21 protein-coding genes are annotated in these 21951 nt (G+C 54.2%); 12 read left to right on the top strand and 9 right to left on the bottom strand.

What is annotated here, in order from left to right; genetic code table 11:
- The first annotated feature begins 68 nt into the window (after window positions 1–68).
- Together H6G13_RS15470 and H6G13_RS15465 are read left to right on the top strand one after the other, a co-directional pair.
- On the top strand, window positions 69–1061 hold the full coding sequence (locus tag H6G13_RS15470) for a methylenetetrahydrofolate reductase (protein ID WP_190484226.1): 993 nt from the start codon (window positions 69–71) through the stop codon (window positions 1059–1061).
- Between the two features lie 32 nt (window positions 1062–1093).
- On the top strand, window positions 1094–2077 hold the full coding sequence (locus H6G13_RS15465; RefSeq protein WP_190484223.1) for a M48 family metallopeptidase: 984 nt from the start codon (window positions 1094–1096) through the stop codon (window positions 2075–2077).
- Window positions 2078–2112: 35 nt separating this feature from the next.
- On the opposite strand, the gene H6G13_RS15460 is transcribed toward H6G13_RS15465, so the two are convergent.
- Window positions 2113–3576 (bottom strand): aminotransferase class I/II-fold pyridoxal phosphate-dependent enzyme, encoded by a 1464-nt coding sequence (locus tag H6G13_RS15460; protein ID WP_190484220.1) that lies wholly within the window; start codon window positions 3574–3576, stop codon window positions 2113–2115.
- A gap of 215 nt (window positions 3577–3791) precedes the next feature.
- On the opposite strand from H6G13_RS15460, the gene H6G13_RS15455 reads away from it, so the two are divergent.
- A complete protein-coding gene (locus H6G13_RS15455) occupies window positions 3792–4061 on the top strand; it encodes a hypothetical protein (protein ID WP_190484216.1) in 270 nt (89 codons plus the stop codon).
- A gap of 167 nt (window positions 4062–4228) precedes the next feature.
- The gene (locus tag H6G13_RS15450; protein WP_190484214.1) at window positions 4229–5023 is read left to right on the top strand and encodes a PhzF family phenazine biosynthesis protein; all 795 of its coding nucleotides are present in this window, start codon (window positions 4229–4231) and stop codon (window positions 5021–5023) included.
- Window positions 5024–5034: 11 nt separating this feature from the next.
- On the opposite strand, the gene H6G13_RS15445 is transcribed toward H6G13_RS15450, so the two are convergent.
- The 4 genes from H6G13_RS15445 to H6G13_RS15430 all read right to left on the bottom strand — a co-directional run bounded on the left by H6G13_RS15445 (window position 5035) and on the right by H6G13_RS15430 (window position 9370).
- Entirely contained in the window at window positions 5035–6468 is a 1434-nt protein-coding gene (locus tag H6G13_RS15445) for a cation:proton antiporter (protein WP_190484211.1), read from the bottom strand.
- Window positions 6469–6856: 388 nt separating this feature from the next.
- Window positions 6857–7135, bottom strand: coding sequence for a hypothetical protein (locus H6G13_RS15440; RefSeq protein ID WP_190484209.1), 279 nt, complete (start codon window positions 7133–7135; stop codon window positions 6857–6859).
- Between the two features lie 273 nt (window positions 7136–7408).
- Window positions 7409–8098 (bottom strand): SH3 domain-containing protein, encoded by a 690-nt coding sequence (locus H6G13_RS15435; protein ID WP_190484207.1) that lies wholly within the window; start codon window positions 8096–8098, stop codon window positions 7409–7411.
- A gap of 150 nt (window positions 8099–8248) precedes the next feature.
- Complete coding sequence (locus H6G13_RS15430; RefSeq protein ID WP_242028342.1) at window positions 8249–9370, bottom strand: WG repeat-containing protein; 1122 nt, start codon at window positions 9368–9370, stop codon at window positions 8249–8251.
- 375 nt (window positions 9371–9745) lie between these two features.
- On the opposite strand from H6G13_RS15430, the gene H6G13_RS15425 reads away from it, so the two are divergent.
- Window positions 9746–10819, top strand: a complete 1074-nt coding sequence (locus H6G13_RS15425) for a succinylglutamate desuccinylase/aspartoacylase family protein (protein WP_242028341.1) — start codon at window positions 9746–9748, stop codon at window positions 10817–10819.
- A gap of 83 nt (window positions 10820–10902) precedes the next feature.
- On the opposite strand, the gene H6G13_RS15420 is transcribed toward H6G13_RS15425, so the two are convergent.
- On the bottom strand, window positions 10903–11436 hold the full coding sequence (locus H6G13_RS15420; protein WP_190484206.1) for a Dps family protein: 534 nt from the start codon (window positions 11434–11436) through the stop codon (window positions 10903–10905).
- 401 nt (window positions 11437–11837) lie between these two features.
- Between H6G13_RS15420 and H6G13_RS15415 the strand changes: the two genes are divergently transcribed.
- From H6G13_RS15415 to H6G13_RS15390, 6 genes are all read left to right on the top strand, one after another.
- Window positions 11838–12092, top strand: coding sequence for a hypothetical protein (locus H6G13_RS15415; RefSeq protein ID WP_190484204.1), 255 nt, complete (start codon window positions 11838–11840; stop codon window positions 12090–12092).
- A 92-nt stretch (window positions 12093–12184) separates the two neighbouring features.
- Complete coding sequence (locus tag H6G13_RS15410) at window positions 12185–12709, top strand: orange carotenoid protein N-terminal domain-containing protein (protein WP_190484202.1); 525 nt, start codon at window positions 12185–12187, stop codon at window positions 12707–12709.
- Between the two features lie 445 nt (window positions 12710–13154).
- A complete protein-coding gene (locus H6G13_RS15405) occupies window positions 13155–15146 on the top strand; it encodes a hybrid sensor histidine kinase/response regulator (RefSeq protein WP_190484201.1) in 1992 nt (663 codons plus the stop codon).
- A 256-nt stretch (window positions 15147–15402) separates the two neighbouring features.
- Window positions 15403–15843, top strand: coding sequence for a hypothetical protein (locus H6G13_RS15400; protein WP_190484199.1), 441 nt, complete (start codon window positions 15403–15405; stop codon window positions 15841–15843).
- A 377-nt stretch (window positions 15844–16220) separates the two neighbouring features.
- On the top strand, window positions 16221–16841 hold the full coding sequence (locus H6G13_RS15395; protein ID WP_190484197.1) for an HPF/RaiA family ribosome-associated protein: 621 nt from the start codon (window positions 16221–16223) through the stop codon (window positions 16839–16841).
- A gap of 86 nt (window positions 16842–16927) precedes the next feature.
- Window positions 16928–17296 (top strand): hypothetical protein, encoded by a 369-nt coding sequence (locus H6G13_RS15390; RefSeq protein ID WP_190484195.1) that lies wholly within the window; start codon window positions 16928–16930, stop codon window positions 17294–17296.
- A 337-nt stretch (window positions 17297–17633) separates the two neighbouring features.
- On the opposite strand, the gene H6G13_RS15385 is transcribed toward H6G13_RS15390, so the two are convergent.
- Window positions 17634–17837, bottom strand: coding sequence for a chlorophyll a/b-binding protein (locus H6G13_RS15385; RefSeq protein ID WP_190484193.1), 204 nt, complete (start codon window positions 17835–17837; stop codon window positions 17634–17636).
- Between the two features lie 933 nt (window positions 17838–18770).
- Between H6G13_RS15385 and H6G13_RS15380 the strand changes: the two genes are divergently transcribed.
- Window positions 18771–19754: an RNA polymerase sigma factor, RpoD/SigA family gene (locus tag H6G13_RS15380; RefSeq protein WP_190484191.1), complete on the top strand. Its 984-nt coding sequence runs from the start codon at window positions 18771–18773 to the stop codon at window positions 19752–19754.
- 86 nt (window positions 19755–19840) lie between these two features.
- Here the strand turns inward: H6G13_RS15380 and H6G13_RS15375 are convergent, their stop codons facing one another.
- Window positions 19841–20791 carry an ABC transporter permease gene (locus tag H6G13_RS15375; protein WP_190484189.1) on the bottom strand — a complete coding sequence of 317 codons (951 nt, stop codon included), beginning with the start codon at window positions 20789–20791 and terminating at the stop codon, window positions 19841–19843.
- Window positions 20792–20855: 64 nt separating this feature from the next.
- Window positions 20856–21941, bottom strand: a complete 1086-nt coding sequence (locus H6G13_RS15370) for an ABC transporter permease (protein ID WP_190484187.1) — start codon at window positions 21939–21941, stop codon at window positions 20856–20858.
- Between the last annotated feature and the right edge of the window lie 10 nt (window positions 21942–21951).

The following is a 21951-nucleotide window of genomic DNA, read 5'->3' as shown; positions in this document are numbered from 1 at the left end:
CCAAAACTGGCTTTCAAAAAGGTCTGTGTGCCTGCTGGCCATCTCACCTGATTTTTCTCACTTAATAAATGTCTGTTTTTTCGGATCGCCTGTCTGCTTCGCCCCTAGGTTACCGCTTCCGTAGCGCTGCCAGCTCAGGGGAGTTTTTAATTACTGCTGAAGTCATGCCGCCTAAGGGGGGCAATCCTCAGCATATGGTGGAGATGGCAAAGCGGCTGAAGGGGCGAGTCCACGCGATCAACATTACTGACGGCAGCCGAGCGGTGCTGCGGATGTCGTCGTTAGCATCAGCCGTGATTTTGCAGCAGGAAGGAATTGAGGCGATCTGCCAGATGGCGTGTCGCGATCGCAACGCCATTGCCCTACAGGCCGACCTCATGGGAGCCCATGCCTTAGGTGTTCGCAATCTACTTGCCCTGACCGGAGACCCGGTTAAAGCGGGCGACCATCCTGAGTCGCGGAGCGTTTTTGAGCTGGAGTCGGTGCGGCTGCTGAAGCTGATCGGCCAGCTCAATCAGGGCACCGACAGCCGCGATCAGGCCCTGCCCGATGGCGCGCTAGACCTCTTTGCTGGGGCCGCAGTTGACCCTCAATGCCGCAGCCTGTCTGGCCTGCAGCGCCGCTTTGAGCGCAAGCTAGAAGCCGGAGCCCAGTTTTTCCAGAGCCAGCTGATCTCTGACTTTGATCAGCTAGCTACTTTTATGGATAAGGTCGCGGCGGGTTGCGATCGCCCCGTCCTGGCCGGCATCTTTTTACTGAAATCAGCCAAAAACGCCAACTTCATCAACCGCAATGTGCCTGGTGTAGAAATTCCCCAAGCCATTATCGATCGCCTCGCCGCCGCCCCCGATCCACTGCAGGAAGGCATCACTATCGCCGCCGAGCAAGTGCGGGCAGCCCAGCAGCTCTGCCAAGGCGTCCACCTGATGGCCGTGCGCCGAGAAGACCTGATTCCCCAGATTTTAGATCGAGCAGGCATTGCCGCTGTCACCCCTAGCAGCCGCAATGGCAGCAGCAACCATGCTGATCCTCTCATTCAACCTGTTAAAAATTTGGTCTAGCCTAGAAAAGACAACCCCTCGCCCCCTCACCCATGCCTTACTATCCGGGAATTGCCAGCGATGCCTTTCGTCATCCCCTTGATCGCCAGGCCGAAGAGGCGCTGCGCAGCGTTCCTGGGTTTGACCTAGCGGCCCGCAAGTTTATTGAGCTGGTCTATGAGCGGCCTCAGTATGTCTATTTACTAGGCAATGCCGTGCAGGTAGGGCCGAGCCAGTACTCCACGATTTACCACCTGTTTCGAGAATGCGTGCACACTCTCGATCTGCGGCCTGAGCCGACTCTCTTTGTGGTGCAAAACCCGGAGGTCAACAGCTACTCCCTGGGAGAAGAGAATCCTTGCGTGGTGGTCCATACAGGGCTGCTAGATTTGCTGGGAGATGAGGAAATCAAAACCGTAATCGCCCACGAGCTGGGCCACATCAAGTGCGGCCATACCACCCTGACGCAGATGGCCATGTGGGCGATGAATACCGCTTCAATCATTGGCGATTTAACTTTTGGGCTGGGCAATGTGGTCAGCAGTGGTCTAGTCTACGCTTTTTACGAATGGCGGCGAATGGCGGAACTATCGTGCGATCGCGCTGCCCTACTGGTCATGGACGACTGGCGGCAGGTGATGCAGACCATGATGAAGGTATCGGGCGGCAGCCGCCGCTTTGCCCACGAGCTGAGCTTTGAGGAATTTGAGCGGCAGGCTGAACAGTACCGAAATCTGGATGCTGACGGGCTAAACCAGGTCTATAAATTCCTGCTCTACAACGGCGGCCCCAACGCACTTTTGAGCCATCCCTTTCCAGTAGAGCGGCTGCACTATCTGAAACAGTGGGCCAACTCTGAGGAATACCGCCAGATCCAGGTCGGAAACTATCGTCGCGCTCCAGCTCAGGGCGCTGTGCATACCCAGGCTTCCCCCAGTAAGTCGAGCAATCCTGAAGAAGTTAATCAGCTGAAGCAGGAACTGGCTGAGCTGCAGCAGCAGCTAGACCAGCTGCGGCGAGATGATCGCTCCAGTTGAATAGCTGCTCGACCCCTTACCGCTCAGCGAAATTATTAGGCAGAGAGGGAGCGGTGCCTCAACTGTTGCTTCAACACCTGGCCTAAAATGACGATTCCCCGCTCAATCACCTCTAGGGGTTGGGAATAGCTCAGTCGCAGAGCTGGGTAGCCTTGCTTGTCGGCAAAAAAGGCAGACCCAGGCGCTACCAGCACTTTTTGCTCAGCGGCCTGTCGGCAAATCGCCTCTAAATCGATGCCATCAGGCAATTGAGTCCAGAGAAAGATGCCGCCCTGGGGCACTGTCCAGCTAACTTCTTCAGGGAAGTGGGTTTCCATCGCTTTTAGCATGATGTCTCGGTTTTGCTGGTTGCTGGTTCGTCTCAGGTTGAGGTGGCGGCGGTAATGGCCGGAGGTGAGGTACTCGCTAATAATGGCCTGGGAGACAATCGACACGTGCAGGTCGTGCAGCAGCTTGCGCTCTACCAGCGGCTGATAGAGGTCGCCAGTGATGATGGCGTAGCCTACTCGTAGGGCAGGCATCAGCGTTTTGGAGAAGGTGCCCACATAGATCACGCGATCGCACTGATCTAAAGCTTTAATCGGCGGCGGTGTGGGGCCATAGCTGAGCCATTCGTAGGCGTTGTCCTCCAAGATCAGGCAGTCATACTGCTCGGCCAGATCTAAAAGCTGGCGGCGATGGGCTAGATCTGTGGTGATGCCGGTTGGGTTGTGTTGGGTGCTAATGGTGTAAATCAGCCGAGGGCGATGGCTGGCTAGATACTGCTCTAGCAGCTCTAAATTCATGCCACTGGCGGTCATGGGAATGGCGATGATGCGGGCTCCGGCCTGCTGCAGCAAAGACAGGTAGCCGTAGAAGGTGGGCGACTCGACCACAACCCAGTCGCCGGGCTGAATCAGGTGTTGCGTAATCAGCGACAGGGCCTGCATGGAGCCGCTGGTGATCATCAGGTTCTCGGGTGTGGTGGCTAGACCTAGCTGGACGAGAAGCTGGGCGATTTGCGATCGCAGCTTCGGATCTCCCTGAGGCGGGTTTAGGCAAAAGAATTTGTCTGCTGACTCTTTGACAGCCCTACGGGCGATCCGCTGCAGGTCGTCCAGGTTAGTCGCAGAAGGCAGCCCCGAGCTGAACTGGATCACGCCTGGCATGGCTTTTGCCTGCAGCAGGTCGGCACTAGTGCCTAAAAAAGCCCTTTCGGCTGAGGGAATAATCACCTGTTGGTCAGGCGCAAAGGTCGAAGGCCGTTTGGGGCTGCGCTGCGCCGGTTGAGTAATAAAAAAACCAGCGCCCTGGCGAGCCTGAATCAAACCATCGGCTTCTAGCACGCTGTAGGCTTCTACCACCGTGAGCTTGTTGACGCTAGCGGCTTCAGCCATCTGCCGAATTGAAGGCAGGCGATCTCCAGGCTGCAGACCGCCCGAGCAAATCAGGTGGCTAATACTGTTGCGGAGCTGCAGGTAAACGGGTTCGGCCGACTGGCGATCAACGGCGACTTTCACAGGATCACCTCACGATGACAGTAAACGGAGAGAGCAGCAGAAGCTTGTGCTCACTTTAGACGACTTGCTACAGGGGGAGATGGTACAGTTTTCAACAGTTTGCCTGGTACAGATTACATTTTTGAAACTGTACTAGATGAATTGCGCTCTTTTGTACCTTCTCCAACTAGAGGCATTGGACCACAGTTGAGAAGTCCCCGTTGGAGTTCATCCCAATGAATGCCTTCAATGCCCGGCCCTTCCAGCCAAAGCCCCTGCCTATCCCTTTCAAGCATGAGGCAGCCCCCAAAAGCTCACTGTTTCAGCGCCTCTTAGAAAGTGTGCTAAATACCCTGTCTCCCCACGAACAGCCCCGGATTCGCTGCTACACCACACGCCAGGGACAGCCTGCCTGGTCAGTGTATGATCCGGTTGACCGCACTACCCACCAATTTGTCTCAGAAGAAGAAGTGCGAATCTGGCTGGAGCAGCGGTACTACCGGTAGCCATCGGTTTCAGCGATGGGTAAGCCTTTAAGTTGTCTATAGCGTTCCTGCCATCCTTGGGTGATGATCCTTAAACCAGGATCAGAGGCAAATTTGCTGCCGCTTCTCTGAGCGTTCCCCCGACCCACTTACAATCCCTCCAGACTTAGCGCATTGGTAATTGAAAAATGGCCCAGACCGTCGTTCAAGTTGATGCCTTTACCAACCAATTGTTTGCCGGTAATCCAGCGGCTGTCTGCGTCATGTCTCAGGCAGCAGATGCTGACTGGATGCAGGCCCTCGCAGCCGAGATGAACCTTTCTGAAACCGCCTTTTTGTACCCCGTTGAAGACGGCTTCCATCTGCGCTGGTTTACCCCTGCTGCTGAGGTTGATCTGTGCGGCCATGCCACTTTGGCCTCGGCCCACACCCTCTGGAGCGAGGGCCATCTGAAGCCTAACCAAGAAGCCCGTTTTCACACTCGCAGCGGCCTACTAACCGCTACCCTCAGCGATGACTGGATTACCCTAAACTTTCCTAGCAACCCCGTTCAACCTGCCGAACTGCCTCCGGCGCTACAGGCCGGACTGCGGCACCTGCCGGTGAAGTTTACCGGTAAGGACGCCAAGCACTACCTGGTCGAGCTAGAGTCGGAAGCGGCCGTACGAGAACTGGCTCCTGACTTTAGCCTGATTGCATCTCTGCCCATGCAAGGGGTAATTATCACCAGCCAGGCAGACGGATCTGAGTTTGACTTTGTCTCCCGCTTTTTTGCCCCGACCATCGGCATCAACGAAGATCCGGTGACGGGTGCGGCTCACTGTTCCCTAGCCCCCTACTGGCAGGAAAAGCTCGGCAAGTCGGCGTTTCTGGCTTATCAAGCCTCGGCCCGAGGCGGCGTGGTAAAGGTGCGCTGTGATTGCGATCGCGTTTTTCTTAGCGGCCAAGCCGTCACCGTCATGCGCGGAGAGTTGGTCGGATGATGAAATCTTGCTCAAGCTAGAACCAGCCAGAACAGCCCTATCAGCGCCAAACTCATGACGCCGATGAGGTGCTCCAACAGCTCCAGAGTGCGGGGCAGGAGCAGCGCCATCCGGCGGATCACCCCAAAATAAATGAGCCATCCCAACGCAATGATCGCCAGGGCTTTGGTGATCTTGGTCAGGGAATAGGCCTCGATATAGAAAGCATTTGCCGCTACCAGTGCTGCCCCAAGGAGCAGAATCGCAGGCCAGAACCCTGGGGCCATTTTCTGCTCAGAGGTCGGCTGATGGGGTAGAAAGATCACTCTGGCAAAGACAATGGCGCTGCCGATGGCGGCGGTATTCATACCTATGACCTGCCAGGAGAGCAGGTTTTCTAAGGTCAGGGCTTTGCTCGCAAAGCCCGTGAGGAGCGGCATACCTGCCAGGGATAGCCCCCCCGCCGTGATCGTCGCCCAGGCGGGGGTGGCCATAGGCTGCTGCCGCAGGTTGTCGAGGTTGCGGCTGGGCAGGCTACCGGCGGTTAAAAACAGGGCTGTCTTGGCTAAACCGTGGCCCAAGGCGTAGAAGCCTGCCACTGGGGGAGCCGCCAGCACAAACCCCACCTGGGAAATGGTGCTGAAGGCAAGGATGCGTTTGATATCCTTCTCAAACAGGGCAAAGGATATCCCTAGAAAGGCTGTACCCAGGCCAAACAGGCGAATGATGGGGTCAACACTGTCGAGCATCTGAGCACAACGCACCAGGGGAAAGATCCCTGCCTTGATGGCGACTCCCGACAGGATGGCTGACACCGGCACCTCCGCTTCGGAGTGGGTCAGGGGCAGCCATAGGCCCGAAATAAACACGCCTCCCTTGGTGAGCAGACCCAACAAAATCAACGCCTGGGCCTCTGGAGCAGCCTGGGCCAGCCCGCTGAAGGCAAAGGATTGGTTGGCCTCATACACCAGCACCGCCCCCACCAGATAGAACAGCATGACGGTATTGCTGACAAAGAGGTAACGCAGCCCCACCCAGATGGAGCGATTGGTGCGGGGGTAGGCAATCAGCAAAAAGACGGCAATGCTGATCACTTCCAGGGCCACATAGAGACTTACGAAGTCGGCGCAGAGAAAGGCGGAGTTAAGGCTGCCGTGGAGAATGTAGAGCTGGGCAAAGAAGAAGGCTGACCGCTGACCGCTCCAGCAATACAGAATTACGGCTGCCGTCACCAGCCCATTGGTGAGAATGAAGAACCCGCTCAGGGGGTCAGCCATGAGAGTAACGCCAAAGCTGTCTAGCAGCTCTAGCGAGAAGGGTGTCTGACGCAGGATGAGGGCGAGACCATAGGCGATCGATGCGATCGCAACCCCTATTCCCAGGCTCCGAGCCAGTCGGGGCAGCAAGTAAGCCATCAGTCCCGCCATTAGGGGCAGGACAAGCCAGACAATCGTTAAGGTCGTCATGGATGTAGTGCCTTGTCAGATTTGCAGAAGTGTCAAACCGAGAGATAGTGCGATAGGGCCAGCAGAAATTTCAGCTTGGGCCAAGCAGTCTCCCTAATTCATAGATTAATACAAATACATTTTTTGTGTAGCATAGCTTTTTAGCAATGGCTTACTCAAGCCTGCATCAGCTTCTCAGGATCAATAGCTTGGCTCAGTGTTTAAAGCAAAGCCGGTTGTCTGTTTCGTGTAGCATCGGTGCTTTGCCCTAAAGCGACAGCGGCACCTTACTTCGTCGCTCAGAGAACGTCGGCTGAGCGGAGCCAACGCTGGATTTCCTGGCCCCTCTGGGGAGGCAGCAGCCCCGCTCAAGAAACAGGTTAAATTCGCTCAGCCAACGCCGGATCTCTTAGACTTTGCGATCGCGTCTCAAATACCGCAGCACGTCCCCTGGATAGGGGTAGACCGCAAAACCATTTGAGGGAAGGTCGATCACCTGAGTCCACTCGAAGCGCTCGGCGTAGCCCAGCACATGGAGAGTGTCGATGGCGCTTTGAGTATCGGCTTCGGAGCCGACGAGGTATAGGCGCAAGCGTCTGCGCCCCGGCTGCACTGGCGGGTTGACCGGCGCAGGCGGCAGGGTCGCCTCCCCTAAAGGAGACGACAGGAAGTATTGAATTTGCAGCATTTTAAGGGGATTCCTTAACGCGGTGGATAGGAATCCCCGAAAAACGGGTCACGCCAGACATGAGCAAGCAGTAGGGCAGCCTAAAATTAAGGCAGCCCGTACAGCAGGTGGATCTGCTGTCGGGTCAGCTATCGGTGGGTGGGTCCAATCACCTTCCGGTAGCGTCAGACCAGGTTTTCGGGGAAAAACAAGCTGCACAGACACAGCTATGAGGATTGATAGTAGATCATCTGATCCTCAAAGACAAGTAAAAATTAATACATTCTCACCCTCTTATTTCGCCCGCTCATGCTTAACTACGGCCTCCCCGGCCATTTGGGTGTACTCACCCTTATCGACCTGGTAAAGCGCCAAGGTGCCGTCGTTAACGTGATACTGGTAGCTGCCGTTGATAGCGACATAGGTGCCCTGACTCTCCTGCACCTCCGTTAGGGCAAGAGATTCGCGGGTTTGCTTATTGGTGCTGAGGTAGCGTAGACCGTCAGCCGTCTCGCAGATGTAGACCAAAAAAGTCTTGGTTTCAAAGAAGGCGGCCTGCTTCTCTTGGCCACAGGTGGTCGGGCTGGCAGCGGCAGTATCGGGTAGGGCGCTGGCGGCGTTGCCCAGATTGATGAAGTCGCCCCGCACCCAGCCAGCGGCACTGGCCGCCGGGGAATTGACGTAATACCAGGTGTAGCCGCCTTCCCCCACGACCAACCGTAATAGCTGCACCTGTTCCCCAACAGTGCCCACCCCAAGGACATCGGCTTGGGTGGTGGGCTGCGATCGCAAGTTCACCTCGGCATCGGCCTCCTCACCCGTCAGCATTGCCGCCCGAGGTGGGTTGATGGGGGTGCCTTCGTCTGGCTGCAGAAGGGTTGCGGCTGAGACTTCTGTCTGAGTGGGGGTAGACGCCACAGGGGTTGCGATCGCTGCATCGGGCGACTGCGCTGTGCGGCTGCATCCCACCAGACTGGTGCTCAAAAGCAAAGTCAGACTAAGACAACTAATACTGATCTGCGGATGAACCATAGCCCAAACTAGACCTCCCTAACATGGCAGAATGCTACATCATGCTAGGCAATTCTTGACCGCTATTCACCTATTAAAAACTACAGGTTAAAAATTACGGGCCTATCGAGAAGTTGCCCCGGTGAGCAAGTTGCCTTCGGGGTCGATAAAGCCCCAGCGGTTGTCCATCTGCACTCGCGCATGGCCTTCTGAAAAGCGGCCCACATTGGTAAACTTGGGCGGAATAGCCCACTTCCCAGTTTTGTCGATAAAGCCGTAAAGCCCGTCGATCTGCACAGCCGCTAGCCCCTCAGAAAAGTCAGCCGCATAGTCAAACTGCGGGGGAATAACCACATTTCCAGCTGTATCCACATAGCCCCACTTGCCATCTAGCAGCGCCACCGCCAGCCCTTCCGAAAAATCGGCGGCAAAGTCGAGGGTAAAGTCAATAACCGTCTTGCCAGCAGCATCGATATAGCCAAATTTGTTGCCCTGCCGCACGCGGGCTAGCCCTTCTGAGAAATTAAAGGCTCCATCGTAGGCGGGTGCGATCGCAACTCTGCCCTCCCGGCTGAGATAGCCATACTGTCCATCCCCCCGGCTCTTGACCACAGCCAGCGACTCCGAAAAGCTCCAGCCATCCTGATATTGGGCCGGAATTGCCTGCCTGCCCGTCGGATCAACATAGCCATAAAGCCCGCCAGTTTTAACCATCGCCAGGCCGTTAGAAAAACTCTCCGCCAGGTCAAACTGAGGCTCAATCACCCATTCCCCAGCCCGGTTGATAAAGCCGTACTGATTACCTCTCTGCACAGCAGCCAACCCTTCCGAAAAAGGCTTAGCCTGTCGAAACTGCACCTCAATCGACCAGTCTCCAGCCCGATCGATATAGCCGTAGTACTCTCCCACCCGAGCTACCGCCAAATCCTCAGCAAAATCCGTGGCCACTGTCACGTTCTGATCCGCCACGCTGATGACCAGGCTGCCGTTGTGGTCAATATAGCCAACGGTCTCGCCTGCACGCACCATCGCCACCCCGCCCGAAAAGTCACTGGCGGCGTCAAACAACAAAGGACTGGTCATGAGGCTCAAATGCTGAAGGTTAGGCTCTATGAACTGTACCATTGACACCGCCTGGTCAGGATAACGCTCCGTCATCTCCAAACCACAGCCCGTTAAGCCCAAAAGCGGCAAGCCAACCCAAGCCCACAGCTGAGCCTTGCCCTGTTTTAACGTCAGCATCATAGAGCCCCGAAAGTTAAAAAGAAAGAACGAGCCCCCAGCCTGCTATTGCTTCAACATGACCCAATTCCAGCCAAAAGCAGCAAAAAGACAGGAAAGGTTTCGATTCTGTCCAAGATTGTTAGGTTAGCCCGCTAACCCTACTACCACTATGGTGAGGCTGAGCCCGGCTCTGCGTCGGTCAACCGGCAGAAATTAGCTCTTTCTGAAGACGCAATCCAAGGAGCCACAGGGACGCGGGGAAGGTGGGGAAAATCAAAGAAGTGACAGTAGTGAGTACACAGGGATACGCAAGCACAAGCTGCCCCCTACCCATCCACACCATTTACCCATCCACCCCTCTTCCCCCTCCGCTATATTGAGCGCAGTGGAGTTGCCTTGGAGGTTAACTCACCGTTGAAAGATGCCGAGGAGCCGTTGGCTCAGCTTGGGGCAGCGGCGGGCATGGAGGAGCAGCAGGCTCTCCAGTCGTCCGTGCCGCAGCAAGCTTATATTGTCGGGCCGCTTACAGTGGCGGGGGAGATTGTCTTGCCCGGTAAGCGCCGCAAGATAGACATTCCGGTGGCGCGCTTGCCGACTGGTACGCTGCTGTCTCTGCCGGTAACGGTGCTAAACGGCCGCAAACCTGGCCCTAAGCTATGGCTCAGTGCAGCTATTCATGGCGATGAACTCAATGGGGTAGAGATTATTCGCCGCCTGCTTAAATCGGTAAAGCCTACAGCTCTTTGTGGAAGCGTCATTGCAGTGCCGGTTGTCAACATTTTTGGCTTGCTAGAGCAGTCTCGCTATCTGCCCGATCGCCGCGACTTAAACCGCTCTTTTCCAGGGTCTATGCGCGGTTCTTTAGCAGCCCGTTTAGCGGCTCTGTTTATGCGGGAAGTGGTTAGCCAGTGTGACTACGGTATTGACCTGCACACTGCCGCTATTCACCGCATCAACCTGCCCCAGATTCGGGCCAATTTGCTCGACCCGCCCACCTATGCCTTTGCTCAAGCCTTTGGGGCACCGATCATGCTGCACGCTTCAGTTCGGGATGGGTCGTTGCGGCAGGCGGCGACCCGGCGCAACATTCCGACGCTGTTGTATGAGGCCGGTGAAGCGCTGCGTTTTAACGAAAGCGCTATTCAGATGGGGGTTGAGGGCATTAATCGAGTGATGACCTACCTGGGCATGTACGATACGCCGAACCTACCAGATCCTGTTATGCAGCTTGAGTCTCACCAGACAAAGTGGGTACGGGCCTCGCGAGGGGGCATTTGGCACCGTGAGGTTAGATTAGGCGAACCGGTCCAGAAACGGCAGCGAATGGGCTTTATTTCGGATACGTTTGGCGATCGTCTGGCCACAATTCATAGCCCGCTTGAGGGTCTGGTGATTGGGCACGGTCAAAATCCCCTGGTCAACCAGGGGGATGCGCTGGTTCATATTGCCTCTACAGACAAAAAGCCGTAGGGACGCAGTCATGAACGTCTCTACGGCAGTCATTATTCAAGCAATGTGAGGCGATGAATTAAAGGTAGATTCGGGAGTTAGATTTAGACGCCTGCCAAATCGTTGGCAGACTCACGCCCACCCGAGGGTTGAAGCGATTCGCCTTCGAGGAAGGAGCGCAGCATCCAGTTCATCTCTTCATGCTGCTCCATCAGGCCGGTCAGGAAGTCAGCGGTGCCTTCGTCATGGAACTCTTCAGAGCACTGGTCAACGTGCTGACGGAAGTTCCGAATAACTTGCTCGTGGTCAGAGGCAAGGCGCTCGACCATCAGATTACCGTTGGGCAGATCGCCGGGGTGCTCCTTCAAAGAGGCAGACTTCAGGAAGCTCTCTGCGGTTCCTAGAGGATAGCCGCCCAGCGCCCGAACCCGCTCTGCGATCGCATCAATGCTTTCAGTTAGCGCTTGATAATGCTCTTCTAGCAGTTGATGCAGGGTCCGAAACTGAGGACCTACCACATCCCAGTGGTATTTCTTGGTTTTGATCAGCAGCAGATAAGCATCAGCTAAGTCAGAATTCAATAGCTGAATTACACCGTTCCGCTGTTCTTCGGAGAGTCCAATATTGAGGGGGCGCATACTGTTTAGATTTCCTAAATCACCCTTCCCAGTTGAACAAAATAGAGGCTTTTTACCCATCCGTCCGATGATGGATTTCTGCTGTGATTTCGCCCACAGCAAGGATTCGATCGGCAGAGGTCGATTAACAACAGGGGTATGCAAAGGTATGTAAAAAGGCACAAAGACGAGTGAGCAGAACCGGAATGTTCCTCTGGTTAGATGGCAATTTGCTACTAATGCATTTGACTGAACTAGAACGCTTAGTCTTACTATCTATAACCCGTAAGGCTAAGGCTGAAGGCTGAGTTTCGTCAACGCCTACAAATCCAAAATCCATCTAATCAACTTAGCTGCTAAAGATTAGTACCTGAGAATTGGCTAGGGAGACAAAGGAAAAGAAGTTATCATCTGCAATCAATATGGCCTCATCCCAACCCTTGACGGGCATAGAGCTAGTGGACTGCGCCAAGTCAAACGCTGAACACGGACTTGCGATCGCATCCCACCAGTGCGGCTTTGGTACCGATACCAACCGGTTTTTAGACGCGCTTAGAACCGCTTGCAGCGGTCTCGGCATTAAAGTTCAGTCGCTGGAAGATTTAATCACTGAGCAACAGCGTGTAATATCCTCAGGCGGCATTGAAATTGCGCCTGATTCTAAGTCTGAGCTTTAACCCCAGTTCAGCTAGATCGGCTTACAAGCATTTGCTGATGCTTTGTTTAATTAGCTTGTTTTGAAATTATTTATTTAGTGAGGAAAACTGTTATGCCCCAACAATCCAACTTTGAACAGATTCAGTCTAAGTCCGTCATGGATCTCTTCAAGCACTACAGCGATTTAGGCACCGATGACAAGCTAGCGCTGCTCTACTATATCTACGAGAAAATGGGCGGCTCTGTCACCCCAGCCGCCCCCGAAGCAACCGATCTCAATCTAGCTGAGCCCCTGATCGAAGAACTGTACGGCCAGTCTCAAGAAGACCAGCTCAACACTATGCGAGCTATTGCCAACGGAGCCGACACCCCCCAATCTCACACCTATGGTGGCCTGTCTCCCAATAACCAGCTATTGGTCTGGTACGTCTGGGCAGAAGAAATGGGCAAGCGAGTTGTAGATATGCCTGGCGACTATGCCCCTAGTGATGCAGTTCAGCAGGTGCTAAAGCAGATCGAAGGCTTAGAGTTTCAGGAGCAGATTTCGTTCCTGCGGGAAGCAGCCAGCCGCATGGGCTATAGCCAGGTTAAGCCAACCCCAACCCAAGCAGAAACAGGCGTCACGCCTAGCCTCTAGCGGGTAGGGAGCGTCTCTTCCTCCACTGCCATTGGTTGCCTTTTTAAGGCAGCAGCGCTCCAGTATAGAGGCGTTCCTAAGGGGCGCTTCTACGCTGGGGCGCTACGTGTGGAAGTGCCCTACTCTAGCAGACAGGGCTGACGGATGAGTACGGCAAGGGGATGAGCTGAAGTGGAGTTAAAGACAGAGGCAAAACCCTAAAGGATTGGTACTGCCGGAAGATGCCAAAACAAGCTTGCATCAGCCATTCTACAGGGGTGCTAACCGATGAGGATTCTGCTTCGAAATGTTCCTAGCTCAAATCGTTTTGCCATTAGATTTCAGCAATTCTTTCAGTATTTAAGCTAATCTACTCCGTTCATTAGCAGAGCTTAGGGGTAAAGCTTAGGATCTGAAGATTAGCCATTCTGAGTGTGTTCCTCATTGCTTCTGTAGGGCCGAACCCATGACTTATCCACGCATTCTACTTCTGGAGGATATTGCTTTTGATCGAGAAATGATTCGTTCTACTCTGGTGGGAGCAGGAATTGCTGGGCAGTTTTACTGCGTAGAAACCCGAGAAACGTTTCTGTCAGTTTTGAGAAATACTGAAATCGATCTAATTCTGGCTGACTATTCACTGCCTTACTTTGACGGTCTTTCCGCTCTAGAGATTATCCGCAGCCAATATCCAGATATTCCCTTCATTCTGGTGACAGGTGTTTTGGGCGAAGAGCTAGCCATCGAAACTCTGAAGCAGGGCGCAACAGACTACGTCCTAAAACAGCGGTTGGATCGCCTCATCTTGGCTGTTAAACGAGCTTTGCGAGAGCGGCAGGAGCGGCAAGCCCGACTGCGAGCAGAATCAGCCCTAAAGGCCAGCGAAGATCGCTTTAGGGTGTCGGTAGAAACGATGCTAGACTGCTTTGGCATCTATGCTGCGGTGCGCAATAGCAGTGGTAAGATTGTCGATTTTCGCATTGAGTATGTCAATCGCGCCGCTATTCAGCAGTTTGCAGCAGCAGGCAGGGTTGAAGCTGGCCAGCTGCTCTGTGAGCACTTTCCCATTCATACCAAAACCGGACTGCTAGAAGCCTATTGCCGAGTTGTCGAAACTGGGGTGCCGCTGGTCAAGGAGTCTCTGCTGTATGAGGGCTACGGAGCGCAGGCTCAACTGGCGCTAGCCCTGGATGTGCGAGCAGCTAAATTTGGCGATGGCGTGGTCGTCACCTGGCGCGACATTACGGCCCGTAAAAAAGCCGAGCAGGAACGAGAGGAACTATTGGCACGGGAACAAGCGGCTAGGGAGCAGGCGGAAACAGCCAACCGAGTTAAAGATGAGTTTTTGGCGACCCTCTCCCACGAGCTGCGGACGCCGCTTAACGCGATGCAGGGCTGGGTGCAGCTGCTGCATCGGCGGAAATTGAATGACAAGATGACGCAACAGGCCTTTCAAACCGTTCAACGCAACTTAGATGCCCTAAAACGGCTGATTGAAGATGTTTTGGATGTGTCTCGCATTGTGCGAGGTGAACTACGGCTCAATGTTGAACCTGTAGACGTTAGGTCTGTAGTGCTCTCGGCCATTGAGGTCATGCTGCCCGCTGTGCAGGCAAAGAATATCTTTTTAGTGACTGATTTCTCTCCGCAGGTCGGACTGGTGATGGGCGATCGCAACCGCCTGCAGCAGGTAGTCTGGAATCTGCTGTCTAATGCTGTGAAATTTACGCCTCATGGGGGCCGAATTGATGTTCGGCTCAACCGAATCAACGGCCATATTGACATTGAAGTGCAAGACAACGGCAGAGGCATTGAATCTGCCCTTCTGCCCCATCTGTTTGAGCGGTTTTACCAAGGAGATAGCTCCCCCACGCGTAACTACACTGGGCTGGGTTTAGGGCTAGCCATTGTGCGTCACCTAGTCGAGCTTCACGGCGGCAGTATTCGAGCCGAGAGCCCGGGTCCGGGGCAGGGGTCTACTTTTAGCGTGTTTTTGCCTCAACTGGTGGTGAGTAATGATACGTCTGAGATTTCCTTGCCCAGCCAAACGCCTGATCGCCCAGAGAAGCAACCTGAACTAGATGAGGTGCGGGTACTGCTGGTAGAAGCGGAAGACGAGTCCCGCGATCTCTATACCGCCATGTTGGCTGGAACTGGAGCTATGGTCAATGCCGTTAGTTCTATGGAGGAGGCCATGGCTCTGCTGCAGACTTTTCAGCCCCATGTGCTGGTCAGCGATCTAGCGTTGCCCGATGGCGATGGCTTGACGTTGATTCAACAGGTGCGGGCGCTAGATGGCAGGCTCAAAGAACCGCTACCTGCGATCGCACTTACCCCATCGACCCAGCCCGAAACCCAGCTTCAGGCCCTCGAATCGGGCTACCAAATGCATTTGCAAAAACCTGTAGAGATGCGTCAGTTGGCTAGCGCGGTCGCCCATCTTACAGAGACCCGCTAACCCTCGTTGGCCAAGCGGTATAGCTCTAGAGTAAAGGTTGCAAGGCCACTTAGGGTCGCCCTATCATGCGATAAATGCTGAGGGCAGTTGCAAAAAATTAGGCTGGCTCCAATCCTCATAGGTCTAGTCAACTCCTGAGTAGCCTCAGTTTGTAGGATCTGATTGCTTACGCGCTAAGCCTGTTGCAAACGATAGGCCCGGGCACAGCAGACAGGAACTGAGACTGACGTCGTTGCTGCAAATTGGGATAAGAACTATGCAGTCTTTTTCGAGTCGTAGGGCTATTACATCTGAAGCCACATGGGATGAGGCCAGAGGTGCGATCGCACCTTTTCCCGGCTTAGCGGGCCTGCAAACCCAGAGCTTTTTAATCTTGACTAACCGGAGCTGGGAGACTTTACATGGCCCAATGGGGTGCCTCCCCTTCAAAATCTTCGGCTGGAACCCTCAAGCCCAAGACTTTACCCTATGCCTATTTGATGCTAGCTTTAGCGACCTGGAAAACTACGCCGAATTCGACTCGGTAAGTAACGAGTTGATGCTTTACCAGAGCCACCCCGAAGCACAAATCTGCTACATCTACCAGCCCTACCTTGAAGATACCAACTCTACATATCCCACTCAATATGAACTGCGGGTTCTGATTTCGGCCGATGGCGAAAACTGGGAGGTCGTAGCAGAGGGCGAGTACCGTTAACCCCACGTTAGCAAGCTTGCCTACAGGTCTGCCTATCAGCAGCAATCTATCTTCAGGTAGACGCTTGAGCAGTAAGCGACTGCAACAATAAATCTGCTAACTCCATGACGCAATTTCGCGTTATTGTCTACCTCTCGGGACCGGTTAAGGCCGGTCTTTTTATTGGCTTTTCTTAGTATAAAGCAGGCTGACAAATCAGAATAGGGCAACCAAGCAAGCATGTCAACCTTGGCCCTACCCCTTAAGAACGAAGGTTTCCTTCCCTAGAACGAGGTTTCTAGCCCCTGCCATTGGCTATTACAGATAAACGCGAACCTGCTAGGAAGTTAACTAAGGCAACGCAGGTTAGCATAGCCCTTAAGCAGGAGAGAAATTTCATGCAAGTTCCATTGGAGGTTACGTACCGCAATCTAGACAAAACCTCAGCCCTGGAAACGTTGATTCAGGAAAAGGTGGCCAAGCTAGAAGAGGTATGTGACCACATCAGCAGCTGTCGGGTCGCTGTCGAAAAAGTTCATGACCACCCTGATCACGGCTCTCCCTTCCGGGTACGAGTTGATCTGACCGTCCCCCCCGGACACGAACTGGCAGTTGCTAAAAATCCTGCCGAAAGCACTCAGCACATCCCGCTAGAATCTGTTGTTCGTAGCGCCTTTGATGCAGCTCGGAAGCAGTTGGTTAAGCTAGTCGATCGTCAGCAAAACCGGACTAAAAGCCACCCCGATCAGGAGATGGGAGCCATTGTTACCCAGCTCTTCCCTGAGGAAGGCTATGGCTTTCTCAGAGATTTGGATGGCCAGGAGATCTACTTTCACCGCAACAGTGTACTCAACAACGACTTTGACCGCTTAACGCTAGGAACAGGAGTCCACTGCTTTGTGCAAGAAGGCGAGGAAGGCCCTCAAGCCAGCACCGTACAGATTGTTAGCAAGCCAGGAGCCAACGCAGAAAAGTCAGAAGGCGCACCCATTGATCTGCCTGCCGGTTGGCAATCTTAAAGCTTTTGAGCGATATCGCTCAAACCATCTGGTCGTTACTGTATATAAGACTTGCCCCGATACAGGAGGCTTGACAGGAGGTATTTATGACCAATCAAAACAGCTCAGACAACAATAACTCCGGCAACCAGGAGATCCGGCAACCCCTGACTCCTGAAGCGGTAGATCCAAAGCAAAAGGCCGAGCACCGCGAGGCGCTGCGCCAAAATCCCAGGATGACAGTCAACCCGGGAGATCGCATTGACGACTCTAAATCTTTAGAGGAGAAATCTCAACAGGTTGCTGTTGATGCCCCCGACATCACGGGCGACCATATCGTTGTGCCCACCTACTTCGTAGTAGATGAACCCGACGGCAGCCAAAAGGCGCTCCACCACGTCAAGGATGCGGATGAGATTTCCGACGTCATTCGTCAGGCTCGCACCGATGAAAATGGCGAGCGTACCTGGTGGTAGGGTATTGACTTTCTCAGGGGCTGCCGTTGGGCGGTCCCTAGCATAAGCGTTGCAGGAATTTTTTGGCTAGAAGCCAGAGTTGATCCAGCAACGCTTCTTTTTGGCTCGTTTTTGTCACTGACTTGGTTACTAAATCGTTATAGAAGGTTTGACTACAGATGATCCTTAGTAGAGGCGCAGAGACTTGCACCCAGTGCTAGATCTGTAACTGCGGTTGAGTTAGCTAGGAGAATTGGTACAAGCCAAGTGATTAAACAGAAAAAAGGGATGAAACTGATTCATCCCTTCTTGGAATTGAGTGCGATTATATAGAATACGCTTTGGCTTTAGCCGTTGTTTAGAACAGGCCCAGCCAATGGAAGAAGCCTTGACCAGTGGTTGCTTCAATCAGCAGAGCGCCGAGGAAGCCCAGCATAGCTAGACGGCCATTCCATAGTTCAGCGGAGGGGTTGGAGCCAAATTCAAATTTGGTGCCAAACTCGCCGTACTTGCGTTGAAATTGATTTTCGTAACCGGTATCGGGGTTAGGATTGCTAGTCATAATCTGTTCTCCTGAGGGTGGTATAGGGGCAGAGCAGGCAGATTAGAAAAATTGTCGCTCGCCAGAAGACAACGTTTTGTGTTGTTGTTAAGCAATGTAACAGCTGTGAACTCGATTACGCTCTCTCAAGAGAAAGGTATTGACTTAAATGAGTCCCCCCCCTGCGGCAGGGTGTAAATTGCCCCTATTGAAAAAAGCTTAAGACCCGATCGAGGGAGGTTAGTCTGGGGCTGATCAGGCACTATTGTCACATGGGTGCCACAAGCTTGTTATGCCTTAGCAACATGGCTATGGCAGTATGGTCTTTCAATCGGGCAATGCAACCACAAAGTCGAGTTTTAACGCTCCTGAGAAATACCTCAGGGCTAGCAAAATCGGTGGTTTTGTCGGTTTTTCGGCACAAAGGTCCAATGTTCGGTTGTTTGGGGGGGCTTTCCCCACAGGCTTTTTAGCCGCAGGCGAGACAATATAGGAGTTGGTTCAGCCAACAGTGTCCCGTCATTTTCCCTGAGAATACTGGCGGCAGCCTATTTCAGCCGTTCGATGAGTAGATTGCAGGGTTTGCGCTTGTAGCACTTTACGCAACTTTAAGGTTGCTATAGTATAGGAAGGATAAACTCATAACGGTTTTGATTAAGGCTCTGATTCTCGGAGTTGCTTGTAGTGTTTTTGTTTGAGGTCTAGCGAGCTGAAACTTTAGGGATGGGCGTTGCCGTCCTTATCCCCAAGATGTATCAGCGAAACCCGGTTGACCAGTGCAGTCTTTGTTCGTGTTGGGACAGCCCTCAGTGTCAACCTCAGGCCATTCAGAACTTTTGATTTTTACTTACCAAGTATTTGAATCATCAGTAGACTGGAGCATCTCCTTTCTCAGTTTTCTATTCAGTCAGTTTTGGGGCGTTATCAGCATTGTCAGTGGAGGCGAGTGAGTCCATGCCTAAAACCAAATCCCGTATCTCTAAAAGCCAACCTCTCTACACAGCAGATGCTGTGCGGACCTATCTACATGAGATAGGGCGGGTGCCTTTGCTGACCCATGAGCAAGAGATTATCTTGGGTAAGCAGGTCATGCAGATGATGACGCTGCTCGAAGCGCAGGAGCAGCTCGTCGATCAACTGGGTGAGGCACCAACTCAAGAGCAGTGGGCCGAAGCCGTTAAGCTTAGTGTCGAGGATCTCGATAAGCAGATCCGCCAGGGCCAGCGGGCCAAGCGCAAGATGATTGAGGCCAACCTGCGACTGGTCGTTGCGATCGCAAAGAAATACCAGAAGCGCAACCTGGAGTTCCTGGATCTAATCCAGGAGGGCACGCTGGGCCTAGAGCGCGGCGTCGAGAAGTTTGACCCAACCAAGGGCTACAAGTTCTCAACCTACGCTTACTGGTGGATTCGTCAGGCCATTACCCGTGCGATCGCCCAACAGGCCCGCACCATCCGCCTGCCTATCCACATCACCGAAAAGCTCAACAAGATCAAGCGGGTGCAGCGCGAGCTGTCTCAGAAGCTAGGTCGGGCTCCTACCGCCAACGAGATTGGTGATGAGCTAGAGCTAGAGCCCAAGCAGATCCGTGAGTTCTTGGTGCTGTCTCGCCAGCCCATCTCTCTAGATGTTCGCATTGGCGACAACCAAGATACTGAGCTGCAGGAGCTGTTAGAAGACGAGGGCATCTCTCCCGAGACCTTCACAGCCCAGGAATCGCTCAAGCAAGACCTGAGAACCTTGCTGGCTGAGCTAACCCCGCAGCAGCAGGAAGTCATTACCCTGCGCTACGGTCTAGAAGACGGTAACGAGCTGTCTCTAGCCAAGGTTGGCAACCGCATGAACATCAGTCGTGAGCGAGTTCGCCAGCTTGAGCAGCAGGCCCTCAAGCACCTGCGCCGCCGCAAGTCTTCCATGCATGGATACTTGGCGAGCTAGTAGTTGGTTAGCTGTCCTCACTAGGGGCAGCATTCATTTGAAATCTGTGAAAAGGAGAGGTCAAACGACCTCTCCTTTTTTTTGGTTTAGGAATCTTCTTTACCCAGAGCACCTGGGGCACCGGCTAGAGTGCGCTTGGGTGAACAGGTCAAAACCATAATCACCAGCGTCAGGATGTAGGGGGCAGCGTTGAACAGGTAGTAGTAGGAGTCAATTCCTATCGATTGAAAGGCGGGGCCCAGCGCTTGAGCGCCGCCAAACAGCAGCGAGGCCCAGAGGCACTGGGTGGGATTCCAACGGGCAAAGATCACCAATGCCACCGCCATCAGCCCTTGGCCGCTAGAGATTCGCTCTGTCCAAACGCCAGGGTAGTACAGCGACAGGCAGGCTCCGCCAATGCCTGACAAAAAGCTGCCCGCCATTACACTCAGCATTCGCACTTTGAAAATCGAGATGCCCATCGCCTTGGCAGCTTCTGGGCTATCTCCTACAGCCCGTACATAAAGCCCCCAGCGGGTCGAGCGGAAAAACCAGTTCATCAGGGGCACCACGGCTACTCCCAGCAAAAACAGCGGGCTAATCTGCAGAGCCGACCGCACCGGCGCTAGGCTGCTCCAAGCTCCCAGGTTAAATGTCATGAGTTGGGGAGCCTGAGGTTGAATGAAAGGCTTACCCAGGAAAAAAGCCAAGCCGCTGCCAAAGATGATCATGGCAATGCCTACCGCCACATCATTAACGCGGGGTTGCTGCGAGAGCCAGCCAAAAATGGCCCCCATTGCCATGCCAGCGATGCCTGCCACCAGCACCCCCAGCCAGGGGGCCAAGACTGGTCCGGCCCAGCCTTGAGTCAGGAAAGACACGCCGTAGGCGCTCATCGCCCCCATCAGCAGCGTGCCCTCTAGGCCCAGGTTGATCTTGCCGCTTTTTTCGGTCAGGCACTCGCCCAGGCTCACAAAGAGAAACGGGGCGCTGCCTCGCAGGGTGCCTGCCAAGATCCCCAGGGGAACGCCCCACCAGCCAAGTGCTTCTGCTGCCATAGTTAAACCGAGTACAGGGTGTTGTTGAAACGCGGAGCTGTTTGTCTATGCTGGTGACTCACCACTAAGCGGCAGCGGTACCTTTGGGCCGCACAATGGTTTGCTCTTGGAAAAATGCGAACCGCCCGTAGAGAGAATCGCTAAAGAGAACGCACAAGAAAACAATTCCCTGAAAGACCAGTACGGTTGCATCGGGCAGCCCGTGCGATCGCTGCAGAATGCCGCCGCTAGCCAAAATGCCGCCCAGCATTACCGCCACCAGCACTGTTGCCAGGGGGTTATGCCGCGACACAAAGGCCACCAAAATGCCTGAGTAGCCGTAGTTAGACACAATTGATTCGTTAATGCGTCGCTGCACAGCCGCAATCTCGACCATTCCAGCCAACCCAGCGCAGGAGCCCGCTAAAAAACAGATGGCTAGGGTCAGCCTGCCGACGGGTAGACCGGCAATGCGAGCAGCGCGAATGTTGCCCCCAGCAGTGCGAGCGGCAAAGCCAAAAGTGGTGCGCTGAATCAGCAGGTAGGCAATGATACAGGCCACCAGACCGTAAAGCAGGCCGAAGTGGACGCGGGTGGTGGGCAGGGTACCTAGCCAGTTGGCCTGAGCCAGCTCGAAGCTAGAGGGCTTGGTGACAAAGTTGGGATCGCGCAGGGGGCCTTCGACTAGGTGGTTCATGAATGCGATCGCAATGTAGTTCAGCAGCAGGCTGCTGATCGTCTCATTGACACCCCGATAATACCGCAGCGCCCCGGCCAGCATAATCCACAGCCCCCCAGCCACAATGCCGCCCAGGGCCATTGCGATCTGCACCAGCAGCGGCGGCAGAGCAGTATTAACCGCCAGACCGACCACCAGCGCCGCTAGGCCGCCCATGACCAGCGCTCCCTCATTGCCGATGATCACCAGGCCTAGGCGGGCAGGTAAAGCTGTGCAGAGCGCTGTCAGCATTAGTGGCGCAGCGCGTATCAGCGTATTTTGCCAGGCGCTCCAGCTACCAAAGGCCGCTCGGTAGATAGAGCCGTAGACGCCAAAGGGATTGGCCCCTGCGATCGCACAAAATATACCGAAAATTAGCAGCGCTGCCAGAATGGCCGCGATCGGGATCACCACTGCCTCCGCAGACCGCCGCCAGGGTTGAGATATCAGCATGGGTTCAGCC

Source organism: Pseudanabaena sp. FACHB-2040 (assembly GCF_014696715.1).
Lineage (GTDB): Bacteria > Cyanobacteriota > Cyanobacteriia > Phormidesmidales > Phormidesmidaceae > JACVSF01.
Note: the sequence above shows the minus strand (reverse complement) of the source record. Positions and strands in the feature narration are given on the sequence as shown.

What these genes read in the sequence shown, in the direction of transcription:
- H6G13_RS15470 (WP_190484226.1), top strand. Translation starts at nt 69, where the DNA reads ATGTCTGTTTTTTCGGATCGCCTGTCTGCTTCGCCCCTAGGTTACCGC.
- H6G13_RS15465 (WP_190484223.1), top strand. Translation starts at nt 1,094, where the DNA reads ATGCCTTACTATCCGGGAATTGCCAGCGATGCCTTTCGTCATCCCCTT.
- H6G13_RS15455 (WP_190484216.1), top strand. Translation starts at nt 3,792, where the DNA reads ATGAATGCCTTCAATGCCCGGCCCTTCCAGCCAAAGCCCCTGCCTATC.
- H6G13_RS15450 (WP_190484214.1), top strand. Translation starts at nt 4,229, where the DNA reads ATGGCCCAGACCGTCGTTCAAGTTGATGCCTTTACCAACCAATTGTTT.
- H6G13_RS15445 (WP_190484211.1), bottom strand. Translation starts at nt 6,468, where the DNA reads ATGACGACCTTAACGATTGTCTGGCTTGTCCTGCCCCTAATGGCGGGA.
- H6G13_RS15440 (WP_190484209.1), bottom strand. Translation starts at nt 7,135, where the DNA reads ATGCTGCAAATTCAATACTTCCTGTCGTCTCCTTTAGGGGAGGCGACC.
- H6G13_RS15430 (WP_242028342.1), bottom strand. Translation starts at nt 9,370, where the DNA reads ATGATGCTGACGTTAAAACAGGGCAAGGCTCAGCTGTGGGCTTGGGTT.
- H6G13_RS15420 (WP_190484206.1), bottom strand. Translation starts at nt 11,436, where the DNA reads ATGCGCCCCCTCAATATTGGACTCTCCGAAGAACAGCGGAACGGTGTA.
- H6G13_RS15415 (WP_190484204.1), top strand. Translation starts at nt 11,838, where the DNA reads ATGGCCTCATCCCAACCCTTGACGGGCATAGAGCTAGTGGACTGCGCC.
- H6G13_RS15410 (WP_190484202.1), top strand. Translation starts at nt 12,185, where the DNA reads ATGCCCCAACAATCCAACTTTGAACAGATTCAGTCTAAGTCCGTCATG.
- H6G13_RS15405 (WP_190484201.1), top strand. Translation starts at nt 13,155, where the DNA reads ATGACTTATCCACGCATTCTACTTCTGGAGGATATTGCTTTTGATCGA.
- H6G13_RS15400 (WP_190484199.1), top strand. Translation starts at nt 15,403, where the DNA reads ATGCAGTCTTTTTCGAGTCGTAGGGCTATTACATCTGAAGCCACATGG.
- H6G13_RS15395 (WP_190484197.1), top strand. Translation starts at nt 16,221, where the DNA reads ATGCAAGTTCCATTGGAGGTTACGTACCGCAATCTAGACAAAACCTCA.
- H6G13_RS15390 (WP_190484195.1), top strand. Translation starts at nt 16,928, where the DNA reads ATGACCAATCAAAACAGCTCAGACAACAATAACTCCGGCAACCAGGAG.
- H6G13_RS15385 (WP_190484193.1), bottom strand. Translation starts at nt 17,837, where the DNA reads ATGACTAGCAATCCTAACCCCGATACCGGTTACGAAAATCAATTTCAA.
- H6G13_RS15380 (WP_190484191.1), top strand. Translation starts at nt 18,771, where the DNA reads ATGCCTAAAACCAAATCCCGTATCTCTAAAAGCCAACCTCTCTACACA.
- H6G13_RS15375 (WP_190484189.1), bottom strand. Translation starts at nt 20,791, where the DNA reads ATGGCAGCAGAAGCACTTGGCTGGTGGGGCGTTCCCCTGGGGATCTTG.
- H6G13_RS15370 (WP_190484187.1), bottom strand. Translation starts at nt 21,941, where the DNA reads ATGCTGATATCTCAACCCTGGCGGCGGTCTGCGGAGGCAGTGGTGATC.